This window comes from Streptomyces sp. NPDC029296, from assembly GCF_055569255.1.
On sequence record NZ_JBVHXT010000041.1, the window covers coordinates 71,706 to 92,770 of the forward strand.

Consider the following 21,065-nt stretch of genomic DNA (forward strand, 5'->3'; position numbering starts at 1 on the left):
GCGTGCCTTGCCTCAACTCACCTGGTCCGAAAGGCTCTCGCTCTCGGCGAGCTTCATGGCCTCCTCGATCAGGGTCTCCACGATCTTGGACTCGGGGACGGTCTTGACGACCTCGCCCTTGACGAAGATCTGGCCCTTGCCGTTGCCGGAGGCCACGCCGAGGTCGGCCTCGCGGGCCTCGCCGGGACCGTTGACCACACACCCCATCACCGCGACCCGGAGCGGCACCTCCATGCCGTCCAGGCCCGCCGTCACCTCCTCGGCGAGCTTGTAGACGTCGACCTGGGCGCGGCCGCAGGACGGGCAGGAGACGATCTCCAGGCCGCGCCGGCGCAGGTTCAGGGACTCCAGGATCTGGATGCCGACCTTGATCTCCTCGACCGGCGGCGCGCTCAGCGACACCCGGATGGTGTCGCCGATGCCCTGGCTGAGCAGCGCGCCGAAGGCGACCGCCGACTTGATCGTGCCCTGGAAGGCGGGGCCGGCCTCCGTGACGCCGAGGTGCAGCGAGTAGTCGCACCGCTCGGCGAGCTGGCGGTAGGCCTCGATCATCACGACCGGGTCGTTGTGCTTGACGGAGATCTTGATGTCCCGGAAGTCGTGCTCCTCGAAGAGGGACGCCTCCCACAGGGCCGACTCGACCAGCGCCTCGGGGGTCGCCTTGCCGTACTTCCGGAGCAGGCGCCGGTCCAGGGAGCCGGCGTTGACGCCGATCCGGATCGGGGTGCCGTGGTCCTTGGCGGCCTTGGCGATCTCCTTGACCTTGTCGTCGAACTGCTTGATGTTGCCGGGGTTGACGCGGACCGCGGCGCAGCCGGCCTCGATGGCGGCGAACACGTACTTCGGCTGGAAGTGGATGTCCGCGATCACCGGGATCTGCGACTTCCTCGCGATGGTCGCCAGCGCGTCCGCGTCGTCCTGCGTGGGGCAGGCGACGCGGACGATCTGGCAGCCGGACGCGGTGAGTTCGGCGATCTGCTGCAAGGTGGCGCCGATGTCGGAGGTGCGGGTCGTCGTCATCGACTGCACGGACACCGGGGCGCCGCCGCCGACCGGCACCGGCCCGACCTGGATCCGCCGCGACGCCCGCCGAGGCGCGACCGGACGGGCCGGCACCTCGGGGACGCCCAGCGGAACGGTGGTCGTCGAGGTCATTCCCGGTTCCCGGCGACGGTCTCGCGCATGGCCCGCAGGGACTCCTTCAGGGAGCCCATGGTGGCGAGGACGGCGGTCGGCTCGTAGCCGCAGTGGGCCATGCAGTTGGCGCACCGCGGGTCCTTGCCGCGGCCGTACTTGTCCCAGTCGGTCTTCTCCACCAGTTCGCGGTACGTCGGCACGTACCCGTCGCTCATCAGGTAGCAGGGGCGCTGCCAGCCGAAGAGCGAGTAGTTCGGGATCGCCCACGCGGTGCACGGGAAGTCGACCTTGCCCTCCAGGAAGTCCAGGAAGAGCGGGGAGTGGTTGAGCCGCCACTTGCGGCGGTTGCCGCCCGCGAAGGCCTTCTTGAACAGCTCCCGGGTCTGCTCCACGCCGAGGAAGTGCTCCTGGTCCGGAGCCTTCTCGTAGGCGTAGGCGGGCGAGATCATCATCTCGTCGACCTGGAGGTCGTCGTTGAGGAAGTTGAGCACCTCGATGATGGTCTGCGGGGTGTCGGTGTTGAAGAAGGTGGAGTTGGTGGTCACCCGGAAGCCGCGCCGCTTGGCCTCCTTGATGGCCGCCACGGCCTCGTCGAACACGCCTTCCTTCGCGACGGATTCGTCGTGCCGCTCACGCAGCCCGTCGATGTGCACCGCGAAGGCGAAATAGGGCGAGGGGGTGAACTTGTCCATCTTCTTGCGCAGCAGCATCGCGTTGGTGCACAGGAAGACGTACTTCCGCTTCGCCACCAACTGCCGCACGATCTCGTCGATCTGAGGGTGCATCAAGGGCTCGCCGCCGGCGATGGAGACCATCGGCGCCCCGGACTCCAGCACGGCGCCCACGGCCTGGGCGACCGGCATGCGCTGCTTGAGCACACCGGCGGGGTGCTGGATCTTGCCGCAGCCCTCACACTTCAGATTGCAGGCGAAAAGCGGTTCCAGCTCGACAATCAGCGGAAACTTGTCCCGCTTGCGCAGCTTCTGTTCAGCCAGGTATGTAGCGACCTTGATGGACTGACGCAACGGCATGGCCATCTGGCTCACCTCCGAGGGAGCGGCATAGAACGGTGCCATTCGAAAAATGCGGGAAGGATGGAACGGAGAACGCGGAAGGCCGATATTCCCCCGCGCAGGGTGCCGATCCGGACGAGTTCGTGTTCGGGTGCGTCCACGACGACCCGTACGGCGGCGACCGGCCGCTCGCCGGTGCGGACGGCGGCCAGCAGCGTGGCCGCCGACTCCATGTCCACGGCGATCGCGCCGGTGGTGAGCAGATCGGATCGCTCGGGGCCCCGTACGACGTGGTCGGAGCCGGTGAGCGGGCCGGTGTGCACGGTGCGGCCGGGCAGCAGGCGCGCGAGTTCCCTGACCAGGAGTTCGGTGCCCGCGCACGGCACGGTGCCGCGCGGATCGCGGGTCTCCTCGGCGACCACCAGGTCGCCGGGGTGCATCCCGGGGGCCAGTCCGGCACAGAAGCCGGTGGCCAGCACGGCCGTGCCGGCGGGTGCCGGGCCGGACAGGAGCCGGGTGACGGAGCGTTCCGCCGCACGGGGCCCCATGCCCGTGCGGACGAAGGTCACCGGCCCGCCGGCCCGCCGCGCGGCGCCTCCGCGCAGCGGCGTGCCCGCCCCGCGCGCCCGGCGGTCGCCGGTGCGCAGGGCGAGGTGCTCGATGCCGAGCGCGCAGGCGATCAGCAGCGGAGCCGGAGCGGGCTGGTGGCTCACATCAGTTCCCCTCGGCCCGCGCGGTGACCTTCTGGGCCCGGGCGAACAGGTTGCGCTCGAAGGGGTCCCCGTGCAGGTACCGGCCGAGCGCGGTGAGCGGGAACACCTGCCGGTACAGGTGGTAGTTGATGGAGAAGTCCCAGGGGAAGCCGGTGCCGGTGAAGTACGGCTCGTCCCAGCCGCCGTCCTCCCGCTGGGTGTCGGCCAGCCAGCGCACGCCACGCTCGACGGCCGCGGAACCCTTCTCCCCGGCGGCGAGCAGCGCCATCAGCGCCCACGCGGTCTGCGAGGCGGTGGAGGCGCCCCGGCCGCTCCATTCCCTGGCGTCCCGGTAGGAGCGCAGGTCCTCGCCCCAGCCGCCGTCGTCGTTCTGCACGCTCTCCAGCCAGGCCACGGCCCGCCGGATCGCCGGGTGCGAGGTGGGCAGTCCGGCCGCGGTGAGCGCGGGGACGACCGAGCCGGTGCCGTAGATGTAGTTGACGCCCCAGCGGCCGAACCACGAGCCGTCGGCCTCCTGTTCGACGAGCAGCCAGTCGATGCCGCGGCGGGTGCGCGGGTCGTCGGCCAGGCCCTCGGCGGCGAGCATCTCCACCACGTGCGCGGTGACGTCCGCGGACGGCGGGTCGATGACCTCGCCGAAGTCGCAGAACGGCAGCCGGTTCGGGAACGGGCTGGTGTTGTCCACGTCGAAGGCGCCCCAGGCGCCGTTCTTCGACTGCATGCCGAGGTTCCAGCGCACGGCCCGGCCGATGGCCCGGTCCACGTGCTCGGGGTCGTGGTGGCGGACCCGGCGCAGCGCGAGCGCGACCTCGGCGGTGTCGTCGATGTCGGGGTAGTTGTCGTTGTGGAACTCGAAGGCCCAGCCGCCCGGGGGCAGTTCGGGCCGGCGCACGGCCCAGTCGCCGGGGCGGGCGATCTCCTCGCCGAGCATCCAGTCGGCGGCCTTGACCAGCTGGGGGTGGTCCGCGGGCAGCCCGGCGTCCACCAGGGCGATGGTGGCCAGGCAGGTGTCCCACACCGGGGACTGGCAGGCCTCGATCATCCGGGCGCCGTCCTCGCGCCAGACGGCGAAGCGGTCCAGGGAGGCGAGGCCCTCGCGCAGCACCGGGTGCTGGAGGTCGTAGCCGAGCAGGTGCAGGGCGATGACGGAGTACACGGCCGGGGGCTGGATGCCGCCCCAGCAGCCGTCGTTCTCCTGCCGTTCGATGATCCAGCGGGCCGCCGCGTTCATCGCGGCCTTGCGCAGCCTGCGCACGGCGACCTTGCGGTAGCCGCGGACCACCTTGTCCAGCCGCTGGAAGACGCCGTCCCAGCTCGCCACCGGGGCGAGCGGCTGCGGCGGGTTCGGGACGGCCGGATCGGTGTGCAGCTCGTCCAGCGCGAACGGGGCCGGGCGCACGGGGCGCTTGGCGGAGACGATGGTGAGCGGCACGATGGTCTGCCGCGCCCAGCATCCGAAGTCGTAGATGTTGAGCGGGAACCAGGTGGGGAAGAAGATCAGCTCCGGTGGGAGTTCGGGCAGGTCCTCCCACTTCCACCAGCCGAACAGGGCGAGCCAGATCCGGGTGAAGACCCGCGCGGCGGCGATGCCGCCCCGCTCGCGGATCCAGGCCGAGGCCCGCGCCATGTGCGGCGCGTCGGGCGCGTCGCCGGCCAGGCGCAGGGCGACGTACGCCTCCACGGTGGCGGACAGGTCGCCCGGGCCGCCGTAGAACGTGGCCCAGGTGCCGTCCTCGCGCTGCTCGCCGCGGATGAACTTCGCGGCGGCCTGCGCGGTGTGCTCGTCCAGGATGCCCAGGAACTGACGGAGCAGCAGATCCTCGGCGTCCATGGTGACGTTGGTCTCCAGGTCGCCTTTCCACCAGCCCTCGGCGTCCTGCCGGGCGAGCAGGAAATCGGTGGCGCGCCGTACGGCGCGCGTGGCGGCTTCTTGTACCCCGGCCGTCTCGGGGATGGTGAGGGTGGAGTCGCTGGCCGCGGCAGCCCGGGACGGCAAGATGGCCCCGGTGCTTCCGTCGGTCGTCGCTGTCATGGCTTCCCCTTCGTGCAGTCGTGCGAGTCGTGCTGCTGTGGGTCCGCCGTCGGCCGGTGTCCTTCGTCCTGCGGCACCGGCCGGCGACTACGCGAGGCTTATCCAGCCAATGGTGATCATCTCTTTCGTACGACGACGAAGTCGGCGAGCGCCGTGAAGGACTCCCGCACCCGGTCGGGCATGTCCACGGCCTCGAGCGCTTCGATGGCGATGGTGTGCTGACGGCGCGCTTCGGCGGCCGTCCACTCGCGGCCGCCGGCCTCCTCGATGAGGGCGGCGCGGGCCGCGAACTCCTCCTCGGAGAAGTTCTCGAAGTCGCTGCTCTTGGCGTCCGCGGCGAGGATCTCGCCGAGCTGTTCGGAGGCGGGGCCGCCGGCCGCGAGGGCGGCGACGACCGGCAGGGACTTCTTGCGCTGGCGCAGATCGCTCCAGGTCTGCTTGCCGGTGGCCTCCGGGTCGCCCCAGATGCCGAGCAGGTCGTCCACGGCCTGGAAGGCGAGGCCGAGGTGGTAGCCGTAGCGCTCCAGCGCGTCGGCGGTGGTGTCGTCCGCACCGCCGAGGACGGCGCCGATGGAGGAGGCGCAGGCCAGCAGGGAGCCGGTCTTGTTGCCCTCCATCTCCAGGCACTCCTCGACGCTGACGCGGTCGCGGTGCTCGTAGGAGATGTCCTGGGCCTGGCCGTCGATCAGGGCGCGGGTGGCCGCGGTCAGCCGGCGGGCGGCGCGGCCGGCCTCGACCGTGCCGATCTCCAGCAGGACCTCGCCGGCGAGGGCGAACAGGGCGTCGCCGACCAGGATGGCCTGGGCGGGGCCGTGCACCTTCCAGACGGTGTCGCGGTGCCGGCGCTGCTCGTCGCCGTCCATCAGGTCGTCGTGCAGCAGCGAGAAGTTGTGCACGAGCTCGACGGCGACCGCGCCGGGCACGCCGGCCTCGGGCGCGGCACCGGTGACCTCGGCGGACAGCACGGCCAGCGCGGGGCGGACGGCCTTGCCGCCGTCGCCGTGCGCGGGGTTGCCGGCGGCGTCGATCCAGCCGAAGTGGTAGGCGGCCACGGTGTCCATGGGCGGGGCCAGGCGGTCGACGGCCGCCCGCAGCACCGGTGTGGCCAGGTTCCTGCCGCGCTCCAGGAGCGCGGTCACGTCCACCGCGGGCCTCCGAGCGGGCGTCGCGGCCGGGGGCACAGTGGGCACAATCTCTCCTCTGGTTGCGGTACCGGGGGTGCGGGGGCGGTCGCCCGCGGGCCGGGCGTCACGCCGCCTCCTCGAAGGCGAAGAGGTGGCGCGGGCGGGGCCGGCCCAGGGTGCCGAGCGCGGCGTCGGCCGCGCTCACTCCGCTGCGGACCGCGCTCTCCATGGTCGCGGGCCACCCGGTGGCGGTCCACGCTCCGGCCAGGTACAGGCCGGGGGCCTTCGTCCGGGCGCCGGGCCTGAGGCGTCCGACGCCGGGGGCGGGGGCGAACGTGGCCGTGCGCTCCCGGGTCACGAAGAAGTCCTTCACCCCGGCGGCGCGGGTGCCGGGGATGAGCCGCTCCAGCTCGGGCAGGTAGCGCTCGCGGAGTTCGGCCACCGGGGTGTCGATGTCGTCCTGCGCGGCCGACTGGGACAGCGCGAGGTACTGGCCCGCCGGGCGCCCGCCGTCGTTGTGCGCAGCCCCCTCGGGCCCGCCTTTCAGCAGTCCGGAGGCGTCGGTGCGGTCGAACACCCACTGCACCGGGGTGCCGAGCGCGGCGAAGAAGGGGCGCGCGAGCACCTTGCGGTCGTAGACGACGTGGATGTTGAGGATCGGCGCGGTGCCGATCTCCAGCAGTCGCTCGGGCGCGTCGAGGGCGCCGGGCGGGAGCAGGCCGTAAGCCTCGCGCTGGGGTACGGCGAGGACGACGGCGTCCGCGGAAAGCGTCTCGCCGGGAACTCGGACGCTCCACCCGCCGTTGTCGTTGGTGGAGACGGAGGTGACGCGTGTACGGACCTCGGTACGCACGCCCGCGGAGTCGAGCGCCTTGCGGGCCAGCCGGTCGTGCAGTTCGCCCAGCGGGACGCGGGCCCAGCCGATGTCGGCCGCGCCCGGGTCGGACAGCAGACCGGTCTTGAACACCATCGCGGCGAGCCCCAGCGAGGCGTCGCCCGCGACCGCGTTGAGGGTGGCGACCCCGACCAGGTCCCACAGGGCCTCGATGGCGCGCGCGGACTGGCCGTGCGCGGCCAGCCAGCTGCCGAAGTCCTGGGTGTCCAGGGTCGGATCGGCGAGGTCGAGCCCCTTCAGCGCGAGCGCGGCCCGCCCGACGGCGGCGCGCTCGGCGAGCGAGAGGTGCGGATAGGCGGCCAGGCCGCGTCCCAGGTGGAGGGGGACGGGCAGCGGGTCGCGCCGCAGTCTGCCGAGCCGCCGGCCCACGGGCTTGGCGACATCGACGACGGGCACGTCCAGGCGGTCCTGCAGCGGTGCCAGCGCCGTGCCCTGGATCCGGTCGAGGAACCAGCGGTAGGCGGTGCAGCAGCGCAGGTACACGTGCTGGCCGTTGTCGACGGTCAGTTCGCCGCGCTGGAAGGAGAAGGCGAGGCCGCCCAGCCTGGGCCTGCCTTCGAGCAGGGTGACGCGGACGCCCGCGTCGGCGAGGGCGAGCGCCGCGGTGACCCCGGCGAGTCCGCCGCCGACCACGACCGCGCTGCGGGCCGCCGTGCCCGGGGTGCCGGCCGGTGCCGGGTGGGGTGAGCCGTCGCTCATCGTGCGTCCTTCCCTACGTGCGCGAGCGCCCCGCGGGCGCGGCCGGTACCGGCCGGGCCCCGTGCGCCGCCTCGTCGTGCCTGCTCACGCCCGTGCGGCGGGAGCCGCATGCCGGACCCGGCCCCGCGTTCCCGCACGGTGCGGGCACGGCGGCCGGACGGTGCGCGCCCGGCCGTCGCCCTCAGGGACGCCGCGCCGCGGTGGAGGGTTGCCTGCCGCGGGCCGTCCGGTTCGGCCGGCTCCGGTTCGGTGCGCCGCATCAGGCGCGCCTCCGCACGGAGCGCCGGGAGACATGGCGGGTGTCGAGGCCGGACAGGCCGCGCACGGCGACGTAGGCCTTCTCGTGTCCGGGCAGCGAGACCCGGCCGCGCAGCACGGCCTCCGGGTCGCGCTCGATGCGGTCGAGCAGCCGGCGGTAGATGCCGGCCATCGCGGCGACACAGGCGCCGCTGCGCCGGTCGAGCATGGGCAGCAGCCGGTAGCCCTCGGCGAACAGGGCCCGGGCGCGCCGTACTTCGAAATGGACGAGGCCGGCGAAGTCGGAACCCTCGGGCGGGGTCGGCGCCCGGAAGCCGGCCGAGCAGCCGAACTTGGCGAGGTCGTCGGCCGGCAGGTAGGTGCGGCCGCCCAGCGCGTCCTCGCGGACGTCGCGGAGGATGTTGGTGAGCTGGAGGGCGAGGCCCAGCGTGTCGGCGTACTCGGCGGCGCGCTCGGTACCGCGTGCGCCGGGTTCGGTGCCGAACACGCCGAGCGAGAGGCGGCCGATGGCACCGGCGACACACCGGCAGTACGTCTTGAGGTCGTCCCAGGTCTCGTAGGTCTCCCCGCGCACGTCCATCTGGACGCCGTCGATCAGCTCGTCCAGGCCGCCGAGCGGGATCGGGAAGACCCGCGCGGCGTGGCCGAGGGCGACGGCCACCGGGTCGGTGTCGTCCTCCTCGACGTCGTCCTCGCGGATCCGGGCGAGCAGCGCCCGGGTGTCCTCCAGCCGTGTCAGCTTGACCTCGTCGGCGAGGCCGCCGTCGCCGATGTCGTCCACCCGCCGGGAGAACGCGTACAGCGCCGACATGGCGCGGCGCTTGGCCGCCGGCAGCAGCCGGATGCCGTAGGCGAAGTTACGGGCCTGCTGCCCGGTCACGGCCTCGCAGTAGCTGTAGGCGGCGAGTACCGGCGCGGACACGTGCGGCGCGGACTCCACGGTCCGGATCACCCCTCTCCTCGCAGGATCACGCCCGCCTCACGCAGCAACTGGACCTTGCCGGGTTTGGGCGGGCCGGGAAGTACGTCGTATTCGGCGGCGGCGATCGCTCTGATCGCCGCCCTTCCCCCCGCCACGAACCCCGCGAGCAGCAGTCTGAGCCTGCCGTGGACGCTACCCACCAGGGGAGCGCCTTCATCCAGCAGATCGCGGGCGCGTTGTGCTTCGTATGCAACCAGGGCGCGCACCGATGCGCCCGCGCTTTTTTGGCCAAGATCAGCTTCCTGGACGTGGAAGCGCTTCATGTCCTCGGCGGGCAGGTAGACGCGGTCGCGGCCGAGGTCCTCGGCTACGTCCTGGAGGTGCTCCACGATCTGCAGCGCGGTGCAGATCGCGTCGGACAGCCTGATCCGCTCGGGGGTGGAGGTGCCGGTGACGGCGAGCACGAGGCGGCCGACGGGGTTGGCGGACAGTTCGCAGTAGGCGAGGAGGTCGTCGTAGGTCTCGTAGCGGGCGACGAGCTGGTCCTGGCGGTTGGCGGCGATCAGCCCGAGGAACGGCTCGGGGGTGAGGGCGCGGCGCCGGACGGTGGGCTGCAGGCGGCGCAGCAGCGGGTGGCGCGGCGTGCCGTCGAACACGCGGCGCAGGTCCTCCTCGAAGGCGTCGAGGAGGACGAGCCGGTCGGCGGCCCCGGCGGGCGACACGCCGAGCAGGCGGGCGTCGGCGCCGCCGGGGGCGAGGTCGCCGTCGCCGATGTCGTCCACGAGGCGGGCGAAGCCGTACACGGCCATCAGGTCGGCGCGCCAGGCCCGGGGCAGGAAGAAGGGGGCCACCGGGAAGTTCTCGCTCGCGGCCTTGTCCAGGGTGGCGCGTTCCGGGCCGGACGCCGTGTCGAGGGCCGTCATCGGGCGCTGCCCGGGGCGGGGACGGCACACGCTGCGCTGCGCTGGGGCGTTTCCGTAGCCATTGCCGTCACATCTCCCGTTCTACACTGCCGACCCAATACACACTATTTCGGACACGCCGCCCCGCAATGCACGAGGACACCTCCGCGAAGGAAGGCGCGCATTATCGCCGCACTTGCCGGTTTCCGGCACCGGTACAGCTTACGTTGTACAACGTGGCGCCCATCGCCGGGGTGTCCCGCACATCACAACAACACACCGATTGGCTCCAAGATTCCTGACACGGGGCCGAGTTGACGTTTCCTTTGCAGACGAAGGGCCCCGCCGGACGAAATTCCGACGGGGCCCTGACCGAAACGGGTCACTTGCCCGTGAACTTCTCGTACTCCTTCAGGACCTCGTCGGTGGGTCCGTCCATCCGCAGTTCACCGCGTTCCAGCCACAGCACGCGGTTGCAGGTGTCGCGGATCGACTTGTTGTTGTGACTGACCAGAAAGACCGTTCCGGCCTCTTTGCGCAGTTCCCGGATGCGTTCCTCGGACCGCTTCTGGAACTTGCGGTCACCGGTGGCCAGCGCCTCGTCGATCATCAGGACGTCGTGGTCCTTGGCGGCGGCGATGGAGAAACGCAGCCGGGCCGCCATACCGGAGGAGTACGTGCGCATCGGAAGGGTGATGAAGTCGCCCTTCTCGTTGATGCCGGAGAAGTCGACGATGTCCTGGTAGCGCTCCTTGATCTGCTCCCGGGACATGCCCATGGCCAGACCGCCCAGGATGACGTTCCGCTCGCCGGTGAGGTCGTTCATCAGGGCCGCGTTCACGCCCAGCAGGGACGGCTGGCCGTCGGTGTAGACCTTGCCGCTCTCCGCGGGCAGCAGGCCGGCGATGGCGCGCAGCAGGGTCGACTTGCCGGAGCCGTTGGAGCCGATCAGGCCGATGGCCTCGCCGCGGTAGGCGATGAAGGACACGCCGCGCACGGCGTGCACCTTGCGCACGCCCCGCTCCTCGCCGCGCCGCAGGATGCGGCTGAGGGCCGCGGTCGCGCTGCCCTTGCCGGTCTTGGCGCCGTTGACCCGGTAGACGATGTGCAGATCGTCCGCGATGACCGTCGGGCGCTGGTCCTGGATGTGCTGCTCAGCCACGGCCGTACCGCTCCTCCGCCTTCCAGAAGTACACGAAGCCGCCGGCGAAGACGACCACGGCCCACAGCAGGGCGATGGCCCACACGTGCGGCGGCAGGTTGGAGGAACCGTAGTCGTCGATCAGGGCGAAGCGCATCAGGTCCATGTAGACGGCGACCGGGTTGACCTGGAGCACCCGGACGATCCACTCGGGGCGGCCCGCCAGCATGGTGTTGATCGAGAACATGACGCCGGAGGCGTACATCCAGGTGCGCAGCACGAACGGCATCAGCTGCGCGAGGTCCGGAGTCTTGGCGCCCATCCGGGCCACGATCAGCGCGAGCCCGGTGTTGAACAGGAACTGCAGCACCAGCACCGGCACGATCAGCAGCCAGGACGGGCCCGGGTAGCTGCCGAAGCCGACCGCCACGGCGAACAGCACCAGCATCGAGAACAGCAGCTGCTGGAGCTGCTGGAGCGAGAAGGAGACGGGCAGCGCGGCGCGCGGGAAGTGCAGGGCGCGCACCAGGCCGAGGTTGCCGGAGATGGCGCGCACGCCCGACATCACCGAACTCTGGGTGAAGGTGAACACGAACACGCCGGTGACCAGGAACGGGATGTACACCTCCCGGGACATGCCGCGGCTGGCGTGCAGGATCAGCCCGAAGATGAGGAAGTACACGGCCGCGTTCAGCAGGGGGGTGGCCACCTGCCAGAGCTGGCCGAGCTTGGCCTGGCTGTACTGGGCGGTCAGCTTGGCCTGGGAGAAGGCCAGGATGAAGTGGCGCCGTCCCCACAGCTGCCGGACGTACTCCACGAGCGAGGGCCGGGCGCCGCTCACGGAGAGCCCGTACTTGGCGGCGAGCTCGGCCGCCGTCAGTCCCGCGTCGGGCGACGGGGCCGCGGTCACCACGACCGTGCCGTCGTGCGTGGTCTCACTCACAGGGGAAACTTTCGTCTTCGGGTACGCGTGTCGGTTCGTCGCCGGGCAGCCGCGCGCGGCGGCACTGACCCGTCGGGGACGAGCTTGTCAGATGACCGGGGGACGGCCCAGTCGGGTGAGTCGCCACACCGTACGCCAGCGCATCGGGCGGCGGGGACCGCACGGCGTGGCCCAGCCCTCCCGGAACCCGCCGAACCAGGCCCGCAGGGCCGGCCGCGAGGGACGGCGGAGCAGGGTGAGCAGCAGCCAGACCCCGAGGTAGACCGGGACGAGGGGGGCGGGGAGGTTGCGGCGGGCGAGCCAGACGCGGTTGCGGGCGACCATGCGGTGGTAGACGGCGTGCCGCGAGGGCGCGGTCGTCGGGTGGTACAGCACCATGTCGGACCGGTAGTCGATCATCCAGCCCGCGTCGAGGGCCCGCCAGGCGAGGTCCGTCTCCTCGTGCGCGTAGAAGAACGCGTCGGGCAGGGTGCCGACCTCGGCGAAGACACGGGTGCGTACGGCGTTGGCGCCGCCGAGGAAGGTGGTGACCCGGGAGGAGCGCATCGGGTCCGAGGCGCGCAGCCGGGGCACGTGCCGGCGCTGGGTCTCGCCGGTGTCGGGGTCGGCGATGCGGAAGCTGATGATGCCGAGCTCGGGGTCCGCGGCGAAGGCCTCACGGCACAGCTCGGCGGTGTCGTGGCGGGCGAGCAGACCGTCGTCGTCGAGGAAGAGCAATATGTCGACATCGCGGCCGGAGGGGCCGAACGCCTCTATGCCGACGTTGCGCCCGCCGGGGATGCCCAGGTTCTCGGGCACCTCCACGGTCCGTACGCCCTCCGGCACGTCCGGGACGGGCGAGCCGTTGCCGACGACGACCACCTCGACCGGGTCGCCGTCCTGCTTGGCGACGGAGTCGAGCAGGGCCCGCAGCTCCTCGGGCCGGTTGCCCATGGTGATGACGACGGCGCCGACCTTCATGGGCGCGCTCACTTCAGCCTGCTGGAGGCGAGGATGGACACCAGGTGCAGCAGGGTCTGCAGCAGGGCGATGCCGGCCAGCACGGCGGTGCCGAGACGGGTGAAGAACAGGTCGCCGCGGGCCTGGTCCACGATCGCGAGGACGACGATCAGCAGCGAGGCCTCGATGCCGAGGATCAGCCGGTGGAACTTCAGCGCGGCGGCGGCTCGGCGGGCCAGCGCCATCCCGGAGGAGCGCGGCTCGGAGGCGGCCTCCTGCACCGGGGGCTTGCCGGTCTGGTGCCGGGCGACGCCGACCAGGTCGGTCTCGGCCTTGATCAGGATGGCGCCGAGCGCGGCGAGCGTGCCGAGGAAGGCCCACAGCCAGTCGATGCGGCCGGTGCCCCACAGGTCGGCGGCGCGCAGCCCGAGGCCGACCAGCACGGCGGCGTCGGTGAGGTAGGCGCCGACCCGGTCGAGGTAGACCCCGCCGAGCGAGTACTGCTGCTTCCAGCGGGCGATCTCCCCGTCGACGCAGTCCAGCAGCAGGTACAGCTGGGTGGCGAGCACGCCGAGCACCGCGCCCGGGATGCCCGGCACCAGCAGGGCCGGGGCCGCGAGCACGCCGCAGACGGTCATCAGGTACGTGAGCTGGTTGGGCGTGACCCTGGTGTTGACCAGGTAGCGGTCGACGCGCAGGGACACCTCGCGCATGTAGAGGCGTCCCGCCCAGTGCTCACCGCTGCGCCGGTCCTTCACCCCCGCGGGGTGGACGACCGGACGGAGTTCAGCTACCGATGGCCTTGACATAGTCGGCGTAGATGTCCTTGATCTGATTCGTCTTGAGGTCGAGGTGTTCGAGGATCGTGTAGCGGCCGGGCCGGGTCTCCGGGGCGAACTCCACCGCGCGGACGAACTCGTCCACCGTGAAGCCGATCTCCTCCGGCAGCACCGGGAGCCCGTGCCGGCGCAGCACCTCGGCCATGTACGCCGACTCCTCGTGGGCGCCGCGCAGGTACATCGCGAAGGCGGCGCCGAGGCCGCACTGCTCGCCGTGGGCGGCGGCACGCTTGGGGTAGAGCAGGTCGAAGGCGTGGTTGATCTCGTGGCAGGCGCCGGAGGACGGGCGGGAGTCGCCCGACACGGACATGGCGATGCCGGTGAGGACCAGCGCCTCGGCCAGTACCTGGAGGAAGCCGTCGTCGCCGACTCCGCCGGGGTGGCGGAGCACCGCCTCGCCGGCCTGCCGGGCCATGGCGGCGGCGAGGCCGTCGACCTTCTCGCCGTTGACCCGGTGGGCCAGCTCCCAGTCCGCGACGGCGGAGATGTTGGAGATGGCGTCGCCGATGCCGGAGCGGACGAACCGGACGGGAGCCTCGCGGATCACGTCGAGGTCGATGATGACCGCGATCGGGTTGGGCACGCCGTAGGAGCCGCGGCCGGCGTCGTTGTCGAGGGTGGCGACCGGCGAGCACAGACCGTCGTGGGCGAGGTTGGTGGCGACGGCGACCAGCGGCAGGCCCACCCGGGCCGCCGCGAACTTGGCGCAGTCGATGATCTTCCCGCCGCCGAGGCCGACCACCGCGTCGTAGTGGCCGGCCTTGATGTCGCTCGCCAGCCGGACCGCGTCGTCGATGGTGCCGCCGCCGACCTCGTACCAGGTGGCGCCGGGCAGCGTGGGGGCGATCCGCTCGCGCAGCCGGGCGCCGGAGCCGCCGCTGACGGCGATGGCGAGCCGGCCCGACTGCGAGATGCGCTCGTCGGCGAGTACGCAGGCCAGGTCGTCCAGGGCGCCCGGGCGGACGTCCACGACGACCGGCGAGGGGATCAGCCGGGTCAGTACTGGCACGCGATCTCCCGTCCCCGGGCGAGGTCCTCGTGGTTGTCGATCTCGACCCAGTCGACCTGGCCGATCGGGGCCACGTCGATGCGGAAGCCGCGGTCGACCAGTTCCTGGTAGCCGTGCTCGTAGAACTGCTGCGGGTCGGTCTCCCAGACCGTCTTCAGCGCGTCGGCCAGTTCCGGCGCGGCGTCGCCCTCGATCAGGGTGACGCCGATGTACTCGCCGGTGGCCTCGGCGGGGTCCATCAGCTTGGTGATCCTCGTCATGCCCCGCTCGGGGTCGACGACGACCTTCATCTCCTCGTCGGCCAGGCTCTTCACCGTGTCCAGGGCGAGGATGATCCTCTTGCCGTCGCCGCGGGCGGCGAGCAGCGTCTTCTCGACGGAGACCGGGTGGACGGTGTCGCCGTTGGCGAGGATCACACCGTCCCCGAGGGCGTCACGGCCGCACCACAGGGAGTAGGCGTTGTTCCACTCCTCGGCCTTGTCGTTGTCGATGAGGGTGAGCTTGAGGCCGTACTTGGCCTCCAGGGCCGCCTTGCGCGCGTAGACGGCCTCCTTGCGGTAGCCGACGATGACCGCGACCTCGGTCAGGCCGATCTCGGCGAAGTTGCCGAGCGTCAGGTCCAGGACCGTCGGCTCGCCCTCTATGCCCGCGGGCCCCACCGGCACCAGCGCCTTGGGCAGGGTGTCGGTGTAGGGGCGCAGACGCCGTCCGGCGCCGGCCGCCAGCACGAGGCCGATCATGCGGTTTCTCCTTCGTCGTGTACGGCGGGCGCCCCGGCGGACACCCAGAAGCGGATGCTCTCGACGAGCACCACCAGGGCGACGGCCACGGCGAGAACCGTGAGCGCGGCCGTGAACTGCGCGGCGGTGAGCACGGCGGCCAGGGCGGTGACGAGCAGCGTCCGCCCCTCCTGCCCACCGATGGCGCGCACCAGCCCGGCCGGGGGCGCTCCGGCGTTGCCGCGGATGCGGTACACCGTGTCGTAGTGATGGTAGGCGACGGCCGCCACCAGCCCGAAAGCGGCGAGAAGGGCTCCGTTCACGTCCGCTTCACCGGCGAGGGCGAGGACGGTGCCGTACTCGGCGGCCCGGAACAGCGGGGGGACCAGCCAGTCCAGCGCGCCCTTGAGGGGGCGGGCGACGGCGAGGGCCGAGGTGAGGACGTAGACGAGGGCGCCGACGACCGGGAGGGTGCCGCCGAAGTCGGTGAGGGCCGAGCAGGCCACGACCGCGGCACCGCCCAGCAGGGCGACGGCGGGCACGGCGAACCCGGGCAGGCCGCGCCCGGACACCCGCCGGACCGCGTGCGCGAGCGGCCCGGAGTCGGCGAGGTCGGCGAGCGCCCGCGCGGCGCGGTCGGTGCGCCGGGCCTTGCGGGTCACCGAGCGCAGCACGCGGCCCGCCGTGGTGTACGCCGCCGCCAGGGCGCAGCCGACGAGCAGCGCGTAGAAGGTGATGCGCGGGCTGGTGACCGCGGTGAGGACCGCGATCATCGCCCAGCGTTCGCCGATCGGCAGCACGATCATGCGGCGCAGCCAGACCGTCCAGCCGACGCTGTCGAGCTTGTCGGAGAGGGCGGCGGTGGGGCTGGTGTTGGCGGTGGCGTCGTGGTTGGCCTCGTTGAAGGAGAAGTCGACCACGTGCCGGCAGGTCTGCAGGACCATCGCGCCGAGGGCGAGCGCCCAGACGTCGTCGCCGCCGCGGGCCGCGCCGAGGGCGAGGCCCGCGTAGTAGGCGTACTCCTTGGCCCGGTCGAAGGTGGCGTCGAGCCAAGCGCCGAGGGTGGAGTACTTCAGCGCGTAGCGGGCGAGCTGGCCGTCGGTGCAGTCCAGTACGAAGGAGGCGATGAGCAGCACGCCGGCCGCGACGAAGCCGCCGCGGGTGCCGGTGGCCGCGCAGCCGGCCGCGATCAGCGCGGTGAGCAGCGAGGCCGTGGTGACCTGGTTCGGGGTCAGGCCGCGGCGGGCGCACCAGCGGGCGAGGTAGCGCGAGTAGGGGCTGATGAAGAACGTGGTGAAGAAGCCGTCGCGGGACTTCACGGCCGACCTCAGGCGCACGGCCTCGTCGTCGACGGCGGCGACGGCCCGGCGGGCCTCGTCCAGCGCCCGCGGGCCGGCGGGCACGGTGGCGACCAGGCTGCCCAGCTCGGGCCGGTGCACCGCGTCGCCGTCGTCGTCCAGGGCACCGGCGACGCGGTCGGCGAGGCCGTCCTCGGCGGGCGCCGGGGTGCCGCCCTCGGTGTCCCGGGCGGCCGTACCGGCGTGCGCGGAGGTCGCGCGGGCCACGGCCCGGGTGAGGGCCTGCCGGGCGGCGGGCTGGGCGGTGACGGCGCCGGGGACGGCGGCGAGCGGGAAGCGCGGGTCGGTCAGGCCGAGGCGCAGCGCGTGCGGGTGGCCCACGAAGCGGGCGTCGACCAGGGCCACGCGCCGGTCGGCCGGCACGGTGGCGAGCAGGGTCCGCGCCTCGGCGGCGTCGGCGGCCACGCGCACGTCGAAGCCGAGGGACCGCAGATCGTGTTCCAGTGACGATCCTGGGACCGGCTGACCGGTGACGATGGCCGTCGACAACGGAACTCACTCCCTGGGTGCCGACGCGCGCGGCGCCGGTCTGCTGCATGGTGGGGCGCCCCGGCCTGCGGCACCCGGGCGGCATGTCGGCAGAGGCTATCGGATGGGCCGGAGCCCGCGTTCACCGGCCGTTCACGGTCCGGCCCACCGGGGCTGACCCGGCCTTTGCCGCGATCATCATCGGTGATCGGGGCCCCCGCCCACAAACCCATGGGGCAGACCCGGGCAACCGGGACACCGGGCGGCTACGCATAGGCTGGGCGACCATGACGTGGCTGATCACCGGCGGAGCCGGATACATCGGGGCGCATGTGGCACGGGCCATGGCGGGCGCCGGGGAGAGCGTCGTGGCGCTGGACGACCTGTCGGCGGCCGTGCCCGAGCGGCTGCCCGCCGACGTGCCGCTGGTGCGGGGCTCGACGCTGGACGGGCCGCTGCTGAAGCGGGTGCTCGCGGAGTACGGCGTGACGGGCGTCGTCCATCTCGCGGCGCGCAAGCAGGTCGCGGAGTCGGTGGCCCGGCCCACCCTGTACTACCGGGAGAACGTGGGGGGCCTCGCCACCCTGCTGGACGCGGTCGCGGAGGCCGGCGTGGACCGGCTGGTGTTCTCCTCGTCGGCCGCGGTGTACGGCGACCCGGACGTGGACCTGATCACCGAGGACACCCCGTGCGCGCCGGTGAACCCGTACGGCGAGACCAAGCTCGCCGGGGAGTGGCTGGTGCGGGCGGCCGGGCGGGCGCACGGGATCTCCACCGTGTGCCTGCGGTATTTCAACGTGGCGGGCGCGGCGGCGCCGGAGCTGGCGGACACCGGGGTCTTCAACATCGTGCCGATGGTCTTCGACCGGCTCACCCGCGACGAGGCGCCGCGGATCTTCGGCGACGACTATCCGACCCCGGACGGCACCTGCGTCCGTGACTACATCCATGTGGCCGATCTCGCCCAGGCCCATCTGGCGGCGGCGCGGCGGCTGGCCGACGGGGCGGTCACCGGCGATCTCACGCTGAACATCGGCCGGGGCGAGGGCGTCTCGGTGCGCGAGCTGATCGGGGTCGTCGGGGAGGTCACCGGGGACCGCAGGGCGCCCGTGGTCGAGGCCCGCCGGCCGGGCGACGCCCCGCGCGCGGTGGCCTCGGCCGACCGGGCCGCCGAGGCACTGGGCTGGCGGGCCCGGCTCGGGGTGCGGGAGATGGTCGAGTCGGCCTGGGAGGGCTGGCGGCTGCACCACGGCGGGTGAGCCGAACGCGCTGACCTGCGGAACGTTTCCGCAGGTCAGCGCATATGACAACGGTGTTCAGTGCCGCGTTGCCAATACCCCCCTCCCGTAGTTCACTGGCCGTCCGGGCAGGCAACGGAAGGCGGTAGTCATGGGGGCAGGGCACGACCACGGGCACGGGCACTCCCACGCGCCGGCCCCGGGTACGGCCACGGCCGCGTACCGGGGGCGGCTGCGCGTCGCGCTGGGCATCACGCTCTTGATCATGGTGGTGGAGATCGTCGGCGGCCTGGTCGCCGACTCGCTCGCGCTGATCGCGGACGCCGCGCACATGGCGACCGACGCGGTGGGCCTCGGCATGGCCCTGCTCGCGATCCACTTCGCGGGCCGCCCGGCGAGCACCAACCGCACCTTCGGCTACGCGCGCGCCGAGATCCTCGCGGCCCTCGCCAACTGTCTGCTGCTGCTCGGGGTCGGCGGGTACGTCCTGTACGAGGCGGTGCAGCGGTTCGTGGAGCCCGCCGAGACCCGGGGCGGCCTGATGATCGTGTTCGGTCTGGTCGGCCTGGTCGCGAACTCGGTCTCGCTGATGCTGCTGATGCGGGGGCAGAAGGAGAGCCTGAACGTGCGCGGCGCCTTCCTGGAGGTGGCCGCGGACGCGCTGGGCTCGGTGGCGGTACTGCTGTCCGCGGCGGTGATCCTGGCCACCGGCTGGCAGCCGGCGGACCCGATCGCCTCCCTGGTCATCGGCCTGATGATCGTGCCGCGGACGCTGAAACTGCTGCGTGAGACGCTGGACGTGCTGCTGGAGGCGGCTCCCAAGGGCGTCGACATGGCCGAGGTCCGGGCGCACATCCTGGCGCTGGACGGCGTCGAGGACGTGCACGACCTGCACGCCTGGACGATCACCTCGGGCATGCCGGTGCTGTCGGCGCACGTGGTGGTCAGCTCCGAGGTGCTGAACGCCATCGGGAACGAGAAGATGCTGCACGAGCTCCAGGGCTGTCTGGGCGACCACTTCGACGTGGAGCACTGCACGTTCCAGCTGGAGCCGGGCGGGCACGCGGAGCACGAGGCACGGCTCTGCCACTGACGGCGCCGCGGCCGGGCCGCGCGTGCCTCGCGCACGGCGGACGGCCCCCGGCCGGTTTCCGGTGGCGGACGCCGGGCACGATGGCCTACCGGGTCACGGCCGCCGGTGCCGCGCCGCGCGCGATGGGCGCGGGACGCGCCAGGGGCGCCGGATCCGTACGGCAGACTTGGGATGCTGGGACCGAAGCGAAGGATGCGCATGCCGATCACACCCGCCACCGCGACGCACGGCTCGTCGGAGGACACCGCAGAGGCGATCTTGCTGGAACTGGTCGACGAGGACGGTGTGACGATCGGCACCGAGGAGAAGCTCGCCGCCCACCAGCCGCCGGGGCGGCTGCACCGGGCGTTCTCGGTGTTCCTCTTCGACGAGCGGGGCCGGCTGCTGCTCCAGCAGCGGGCGCTCGGCAAGTACCACTCCCCCGGCGTGTGGTCGAACACCTGCTGCGGCCACCCGTACCCGGGCGAGGCGCCGTTCACGGCGGCGGCCCGGCGCACCCACGAGGAGCTGGGCGTGTCGCCGTCGCTGCTCGCGGCGGCCGGCACGGTCCGCTACAACCACCCGGACCCCGTCTCGGGCCTGGTGGAGCAGGAGTACAACCACCTGTTCGTCGGCCTGGTGCAGGCGCCGCCCGCGCCGGACGCGCAGGAGGTCGCCGAGACCGTCTTCGTGACGCCGGGCGAGCTGGCCGAGCGACACGCCCGGGACCCGTTCTCGGCCTGGTTCATGACCGTGCTGGACGCGGCCCGGCCGGCGATCAGGGAGCTGACCGGCCCGACCGCCGGCTGGTGACCTCGCCCGCTACGGCAGCGCCGGGGGTTTGAGCGGCAGGGCGGCCCAGATCACCTTGCCGCCGCCCGCGGTGTGCTCCACGTCGACCACTCCGCCCGCCTCCCGGGCCACCTCGCGGACCAGGAGCAGCCCCCGGCCGCCGGTCCGGCCGTGGTCGGCCTCCAGGGCGGTGGGGCGGTAGGGGTGGTTGTCCTCCACCGACACCCGCACCCACTCCGCTCCGACGGCCACCTCCACGGCGAGCACCGGCGACAGCAGCGCCGCGTGCCGCACCGCGTTGGTGACCAGCTCGGAGACGATCAGCAGCAGGCCGTGCACCAGGTCGTCGGAGGCCGGCACGCCCTGGCGCAGCAGCAGGTCCCGTACCGCGTGCCGGGCCTGCGGGACCGAGGCGTCCACCGCGGGCGCGGTGAACCGCCAGACTCCTTCGTAGGGCAGGGGGCCCGGCGGTCGCCCGCCGCCCCCCGCCGGGCACAGGCCGTCCCCGTGCCCCTGGTCGTCCATCGTCCGGTCGCCGTCCTCGCGCTCGATTGTCACCACACGTCGAGTGTTGGTAACGATGCGCTGCCACCCGGATGACTGAACACAAGTCAGCGGGTATCGAACGGTTTCTGACCGACCGCGCCTGACCTGGTCGCGGGCGGGACCGCTCCTGTCCTCCGGACGCCGGTTCGCGAACTAGGGTCCGTCTTCAAAGGGATCTTGCCCAGAGCAGGAGTGACGCGAGTGTGACCGCTGCTTCGTAGGAAGTAGCGGTCTTGTCGTACCGGGTGGCGATGCCGCGGAAGCCCTTGAGCTTGTTGAAGCAGCGTTCGACGACGTTCCGTCGGC

The 21,065-nt window shown here is 72.5% G+C and carries 20 protein-coding genes and 1 pseudogene; 3 read left to right on the forward strand and 18 right to left on the reverse strand.

What is annotated here, in order from left to right; genetic code table 11:
* Nucleotides 1-12: 12 nt before the first annotated feature.
* The 16 genes from ispG to ACZ4W9_RS31100 all read right to left on the reverse strand — a co-directional run bounded on the left by ispG (nucleotide 13) and on the right by ACZ4W9_RS31100 (nucleotide 17,132).
* The gene (ispG, locus tag ACZ4W9_RS31025) at nucleotides 13-1,155 is read right to left on the reverse strand and encodes a flavodoxin-dependent (E)-4-hydroxy-3-methylbut-2-enyl-diphosphate synthase (protein WP_467941321.1); all 1,143 of its coding nucleotides are present in this window, start codon (nucleotides 1,153-1,155) and stop codon (nucleotides 13-15) included.
* Nucleotides 1,152-2,174, reverse strand: coding sequence for an adenosyl-hopene transferase HpnH (gene hpnH, locus ACZ4W9_RS31030; RefSeq protein ID WP_318200319.1), 1,023 nt, complete (start codon nucleotides 2,172-2,174; stop codon nucleotides 1,152-1,154). The genes ispG and hpnH overlap by 4 nt, the downstream gene beginning before the upstream one ends.
* 5 nt (nucleotides 2,175-2,179) lie before the next feature.
* A complete protein-coding gene (locus tag ACZ4W9_RS31035; protein ID WP_467941324.1) occupies nucleotides 2,180-2,863 on the reverse strand; it encodes a phosphorylase family protein in 684 nt (227 codons plus the stop codon).
* A 1-nt stretch (nucleotide 2,864) separates the two neighbouring features.
* Entirely contained in the window at nucleotides 2,865-4,895 is a 2,031-nt protein-coding gene (gene shc, locus ACZ4W9_RS31040) for a squalene--hopene cyclase (protein WP_467941325.1), read from the reverse strand.
* Between the two features lie 116 nt (nucleotides 4,896-5,011).
* A complete protein-coding gene (locus ACZ4W9_RS31045) occupies nucleotides 5,012-6,085 on the reverse strand; it encodes a polyprenyl synthetase family protein (protein ID WP_467941326.1) in 1,074 nt (357 codons plus the stop codon).
* 58 nt (nucleotides 6,086-6,143) lie between these two features.
* Nucleotides 6,144-7,613 (reverse strand): hydroxysqualene dehydroxylase HpnE, encoded by a 1,470-nt coding sequence (gene hpnE / locus ACZ4W9_RS31050; RefSeq protein WP_467941328.1) that lies wholly within the window; start codon nucleotides 7,611-7,613, stop codon nucleotides 6,144-6,146.
* A complete protein-coding gene (locus ACZ4W9_RS31055) occupies nucleotides 7,610-7,873 on the reverse strand; it encodes a DUF6380 family protein (RefSeq protein WP_467941329.1) in 264 nt (87 codons plus the stop codon). The genes hpnE and ACZ4W9_RS31055 overlap by 4 nt, the downstream gene beginning before the upstream one ends.
* The gene (gene hpnD, locus ACZ4W9_RS31060; RefSeq protein WP_467941331.1) at nucleotides 7,873-8,823 is read right to left on the reverse strand and encodes a presqualene diphosphate synthase HpnD; all 951 of its coding nucleotides are present in this window, start codon (nucleotides 8,821-8,823) and stop codon (nucleotides 7,873-7,875) included. Before hpnD ends, ACZ4W9_RS31055 begins: the two co-directional genes overlap by 1 nt.
* The gene (gene hpnC / locus ACZ4W9_RS31065) at nucleotides 8,820-9,716 is read right to left on the reverse strand and encodes a squalene synthase HpnC (protein ID WP_467941333.1); all 897 of its coding nucleotides are present in this window, start codon (nucleotides 9,714-9,716) and stop codon (nucleotides 8,820-8,822) included. The genes hpnD and hpnC overlap by 4 nt, the downstream gene beginning before the upstream one ends.
* A gap of 361 nt (nucleotides 9,717-10,077) precedes the next feature.
* Nucleotides 10,078-10,857: an ABC transporter ATP-binding protein gene (locus ACZ4W9_RS31070; protein ID WP_467941334.1), complete on the reverse strand. Its 780-nt coding sequence runs from the start codon at nucleotides 10,855-10,857 to the stop codon at nucleotides 10,078-10,080.
* Nucleotides 10,850-11,779, reverse strand: coding sequence for an ABC transporter permease (locus ACZ4W9_RS31075; RefSeq protein WP_467941335.1), 930 nt, complete (start codon nucleotides 11,777-11,779; stop codon nucleotides 10,850-10,852). The genes ACZ4W9_RS31070 and ACZ4W9_RS31075 overlap by 8 nt, the downstream gene beginning before the upstream one ends.
* Before the next feature lie 87 nt (nucleotides 11,780-11,866).
* Nucleotides 11,867-12,739 carry a glycosyltransferase family 2 protein gene (locus ACZ4W9_RS31080; protein ID WP_467941354.1) on the reverse strand — a complete coding sequence of 291 codons (873 nt, stop codon included), beginning with the start codon at nucleotides 12,737-12,739 and terminating at the stop codon, nucleotides 11,867-11,869.
* An 8-nt stretch (nucleotides 12,740-12,747) separates the two neighbouring features.
* Nucleotides 12,748-13,527, reverse strand: coding sequence for a CDP-alcohol phosphatidyltransferase family protein (locus ACZ4W9_RS31085; protein WP_467941337.1), 780 nt, complete (start codon nucleotides 13,525-13,527; stop codon nucleotides 12,748-12,750).
* Nucleotides 13,505-14,566 carry an iron-containing alcohol dehydrogenase family protein gene (locus ACZ4W9_RS31090; protein ID WP_467941338.1) on the reverse strand — a complete coding sequence of 354 codons (1,062 nt, stop codon included), beginning with the start codon at nucleotides 14,564-14,566 and terminating at the stop codon, nucleotides 13,505-13,507. Before ACZ4W9_RS31090 ends, ACZ4W9_RS31085 begins: the two co-directional genes overlap by 23 nt.
* Nucleotides 14,554-15,306 (reverse strand): phosphocholine cytidylyltransferase family protein, encoded by a 753-nt coding sequence (locus ACZ4W9_RS31095; RefSeq protein WP_467941340.1) that lies wholly within the window; start codon nucleotides 15,304-15,306, stop codon nucleotides 14,554-14,556. Before ACZ4W9_RS31095 ends, ACZ4W9_RS31090 begins: the two co-directional genes overlap by 13 nt.
* The gene (locus tag ACZ4W9_RS31100; protein WP_467941341.1) at nucleotides 15,303-17,132 is read right to left on the reverse strand and encodes a DUF5941 domain-containing protein; all 1,830 of its coding nucleotides are present in this window, start codon (nucleotides 17,130-17,132) and stop codon (nucleotides 15,303-15,305) included. Before ACZ4W9_RS31100 ends, ACZ4W9_RS31095 begins: the two co-directional genes overlap by 4 nt.
* A 266-nt stretch (nucleotides 17,133-17,398) precedes the next feature.
* Between ACZ4W9_RS31100 and galE the strand changes: the two genes are divergently transcribed.
* The 3 genes from galE to idi all read left to right on the forward strand — a co-directional run bounded on the left by galE (nucleotide 17,399) and on the right by idi (nucleotide 20,234).
* Nucleotides 17,399-18,370, forward strand: coding sequence for a UDP-glucose 4-epimerase GalE (gene galE / locus ACZ4W9_RS31105; RefSeq protein ID WP_467941343.1), 972 nt, complete (start codon nucleotides 17,399-17,401; stop codon nucleotides 18,368-18,370).
* 130 nt (nucleotides 18,371-18,500) lie between these two features.
* Nucleotides 18,501-19,442, forward strand: a complete 942-nt coding sequence (locus tag ACZ4W9_RS31110) for a cation diffusion facilitator family transporter (protein ID WP_467941344.1) — start codon at nucleotides 18,501-18,503, stop codon at nucleotides 19,440-19,442.
* Between the two features lie 198 nt (nucleotides 19,443-19,640).
* Nucleotides 19,641-20,234, forward strand: a complete 594-nt coding sequence (idi, locus tag ACZ4W9_RS31115) for an isopentenyl-diphosphate Delta-isomerase (protein ID WP_467941345.1) — start codon at nucleotides 19,641-19,643, stop codon at nucleotides 20,232-20,234.
* A 9-nt stretch (nucleotides 20,235-20,243) separates the two neighbouring features.
* On the opposite strand, the gene ACZ4W9_RS31120 is transcribed toward idi, so the two are convergent.
* Nucleotides 20,244-20,738, reverse strand: coding sequence for an ATP-binding protein (locus ACZ4W9_RS31120; RefSeq protein ID WP_467941356.1), 495 nt, complete (start codon nucleotides 20,736-20,738; stop codon nucleotides 20,244-20,246).
* Between the two features lie 187 nt (nucleotides 20,739-20,925).
* Nucleotides 20,926-21,065, reverse strand: a pseudogene (locus ACZ4W9_RS31125) (IS5/IS1182 family transposase); the annotation flags it as partial.

Excerpts from the sequence above, each read along its gene's own strand:
- ispG (WP_467941321.1), bottom strand. The coding sequence starts at position 1,155 with ATGACCTCGACGACCACCGTTCCGCTGGGCGTCCCCGAGGTGCCGGCC.
- hpnH (WP_318200319.1), bottom strand. The coding sequence starts at position 2,174 with ATGGCCATGCCGTTGCGTCAGTCCATCAAGGTCGCTACATACCTGGCT.
- shc (WP_467941325.1), bottom strand. The coding sequence starts at position 4,895 with ATGACAGCGACGACCGACGGAAGCACCGGGGCCATCTTGCCGTCCCGG.
- hpnE (WP_467941328.1), bottom strand. The coding sequence starts at position 7,613 with ATGAGCGACGGCTCACCCCACCCGGCACCGGCCGGCACCCCGGGCACG.
- ACZ4W9_RS31055 (WP_467941329.1), bottom strand. The coding sequence starts at position 7,873 with ATGCGGCGCACCGAACCGGAGCCGGCCGAACCGGACGGCCCGCGGCAG.
- hpnC (WP_467941333.1), bottom strand. The coding sequence starts at position 9,716 with ATGACGGCCCTCGACACGGCGTCCGGCCCGGAACGCGCCACCCTGGAC.
- ACZ4W9_RS31080 (WP_467941354.1), bottom strand. The coding sequence starts at position 12,739 with ATGAAGGTCGGCGCCGTCGTCATCACCATGGGCAACCGGCCCGAGGAG.
- ACZ4W9_RS31085 (WP_467941337.1), bottom strand. The coding sequence starts at position 13,527 with ATGTCAAGGCCATCGGTAGCTGAACTCCGTCCGGTCGTCCACCCCGCG.
- ACZ4W9_RS31095 (WP_467941340.1), bottom strand. The coding sequence starts at position 15,306 with ATGATCGGCCTCGTGCTGGCGGCCGGCGCCGGACGGCGTCTGCGCCCC.
- galE (WP_467941343.1), top strand. The coding sequence starts at position 17,399 with ATGACGTGGCTGATCACCGGCGGAGCCGGATACATCGGGGCGCATGTG.
- ACZ4W9_RS31110 (WP_467941344.1), top strand. The coding sequence starts at position 18,501 with ATGGGGGCAGGGCACGACCACGGGCACGGGCACTCCCACGCGCCGGCC.
- idi (WP_467941345.1), top strand. The coding sequence starts at position 19,641 with ATGCCGATCACACCCGCCACCGCGACGCACGGCTCGTCGGAGGACACC.
- ACZ4W9_RS31120 (WP_467941356.1), bottom strand. The coding sequence starts at position 20,738 with ATGGACGACCAGGGGCACGGGGACGGCCTGTGCCCGGCGGGGGGCGGC.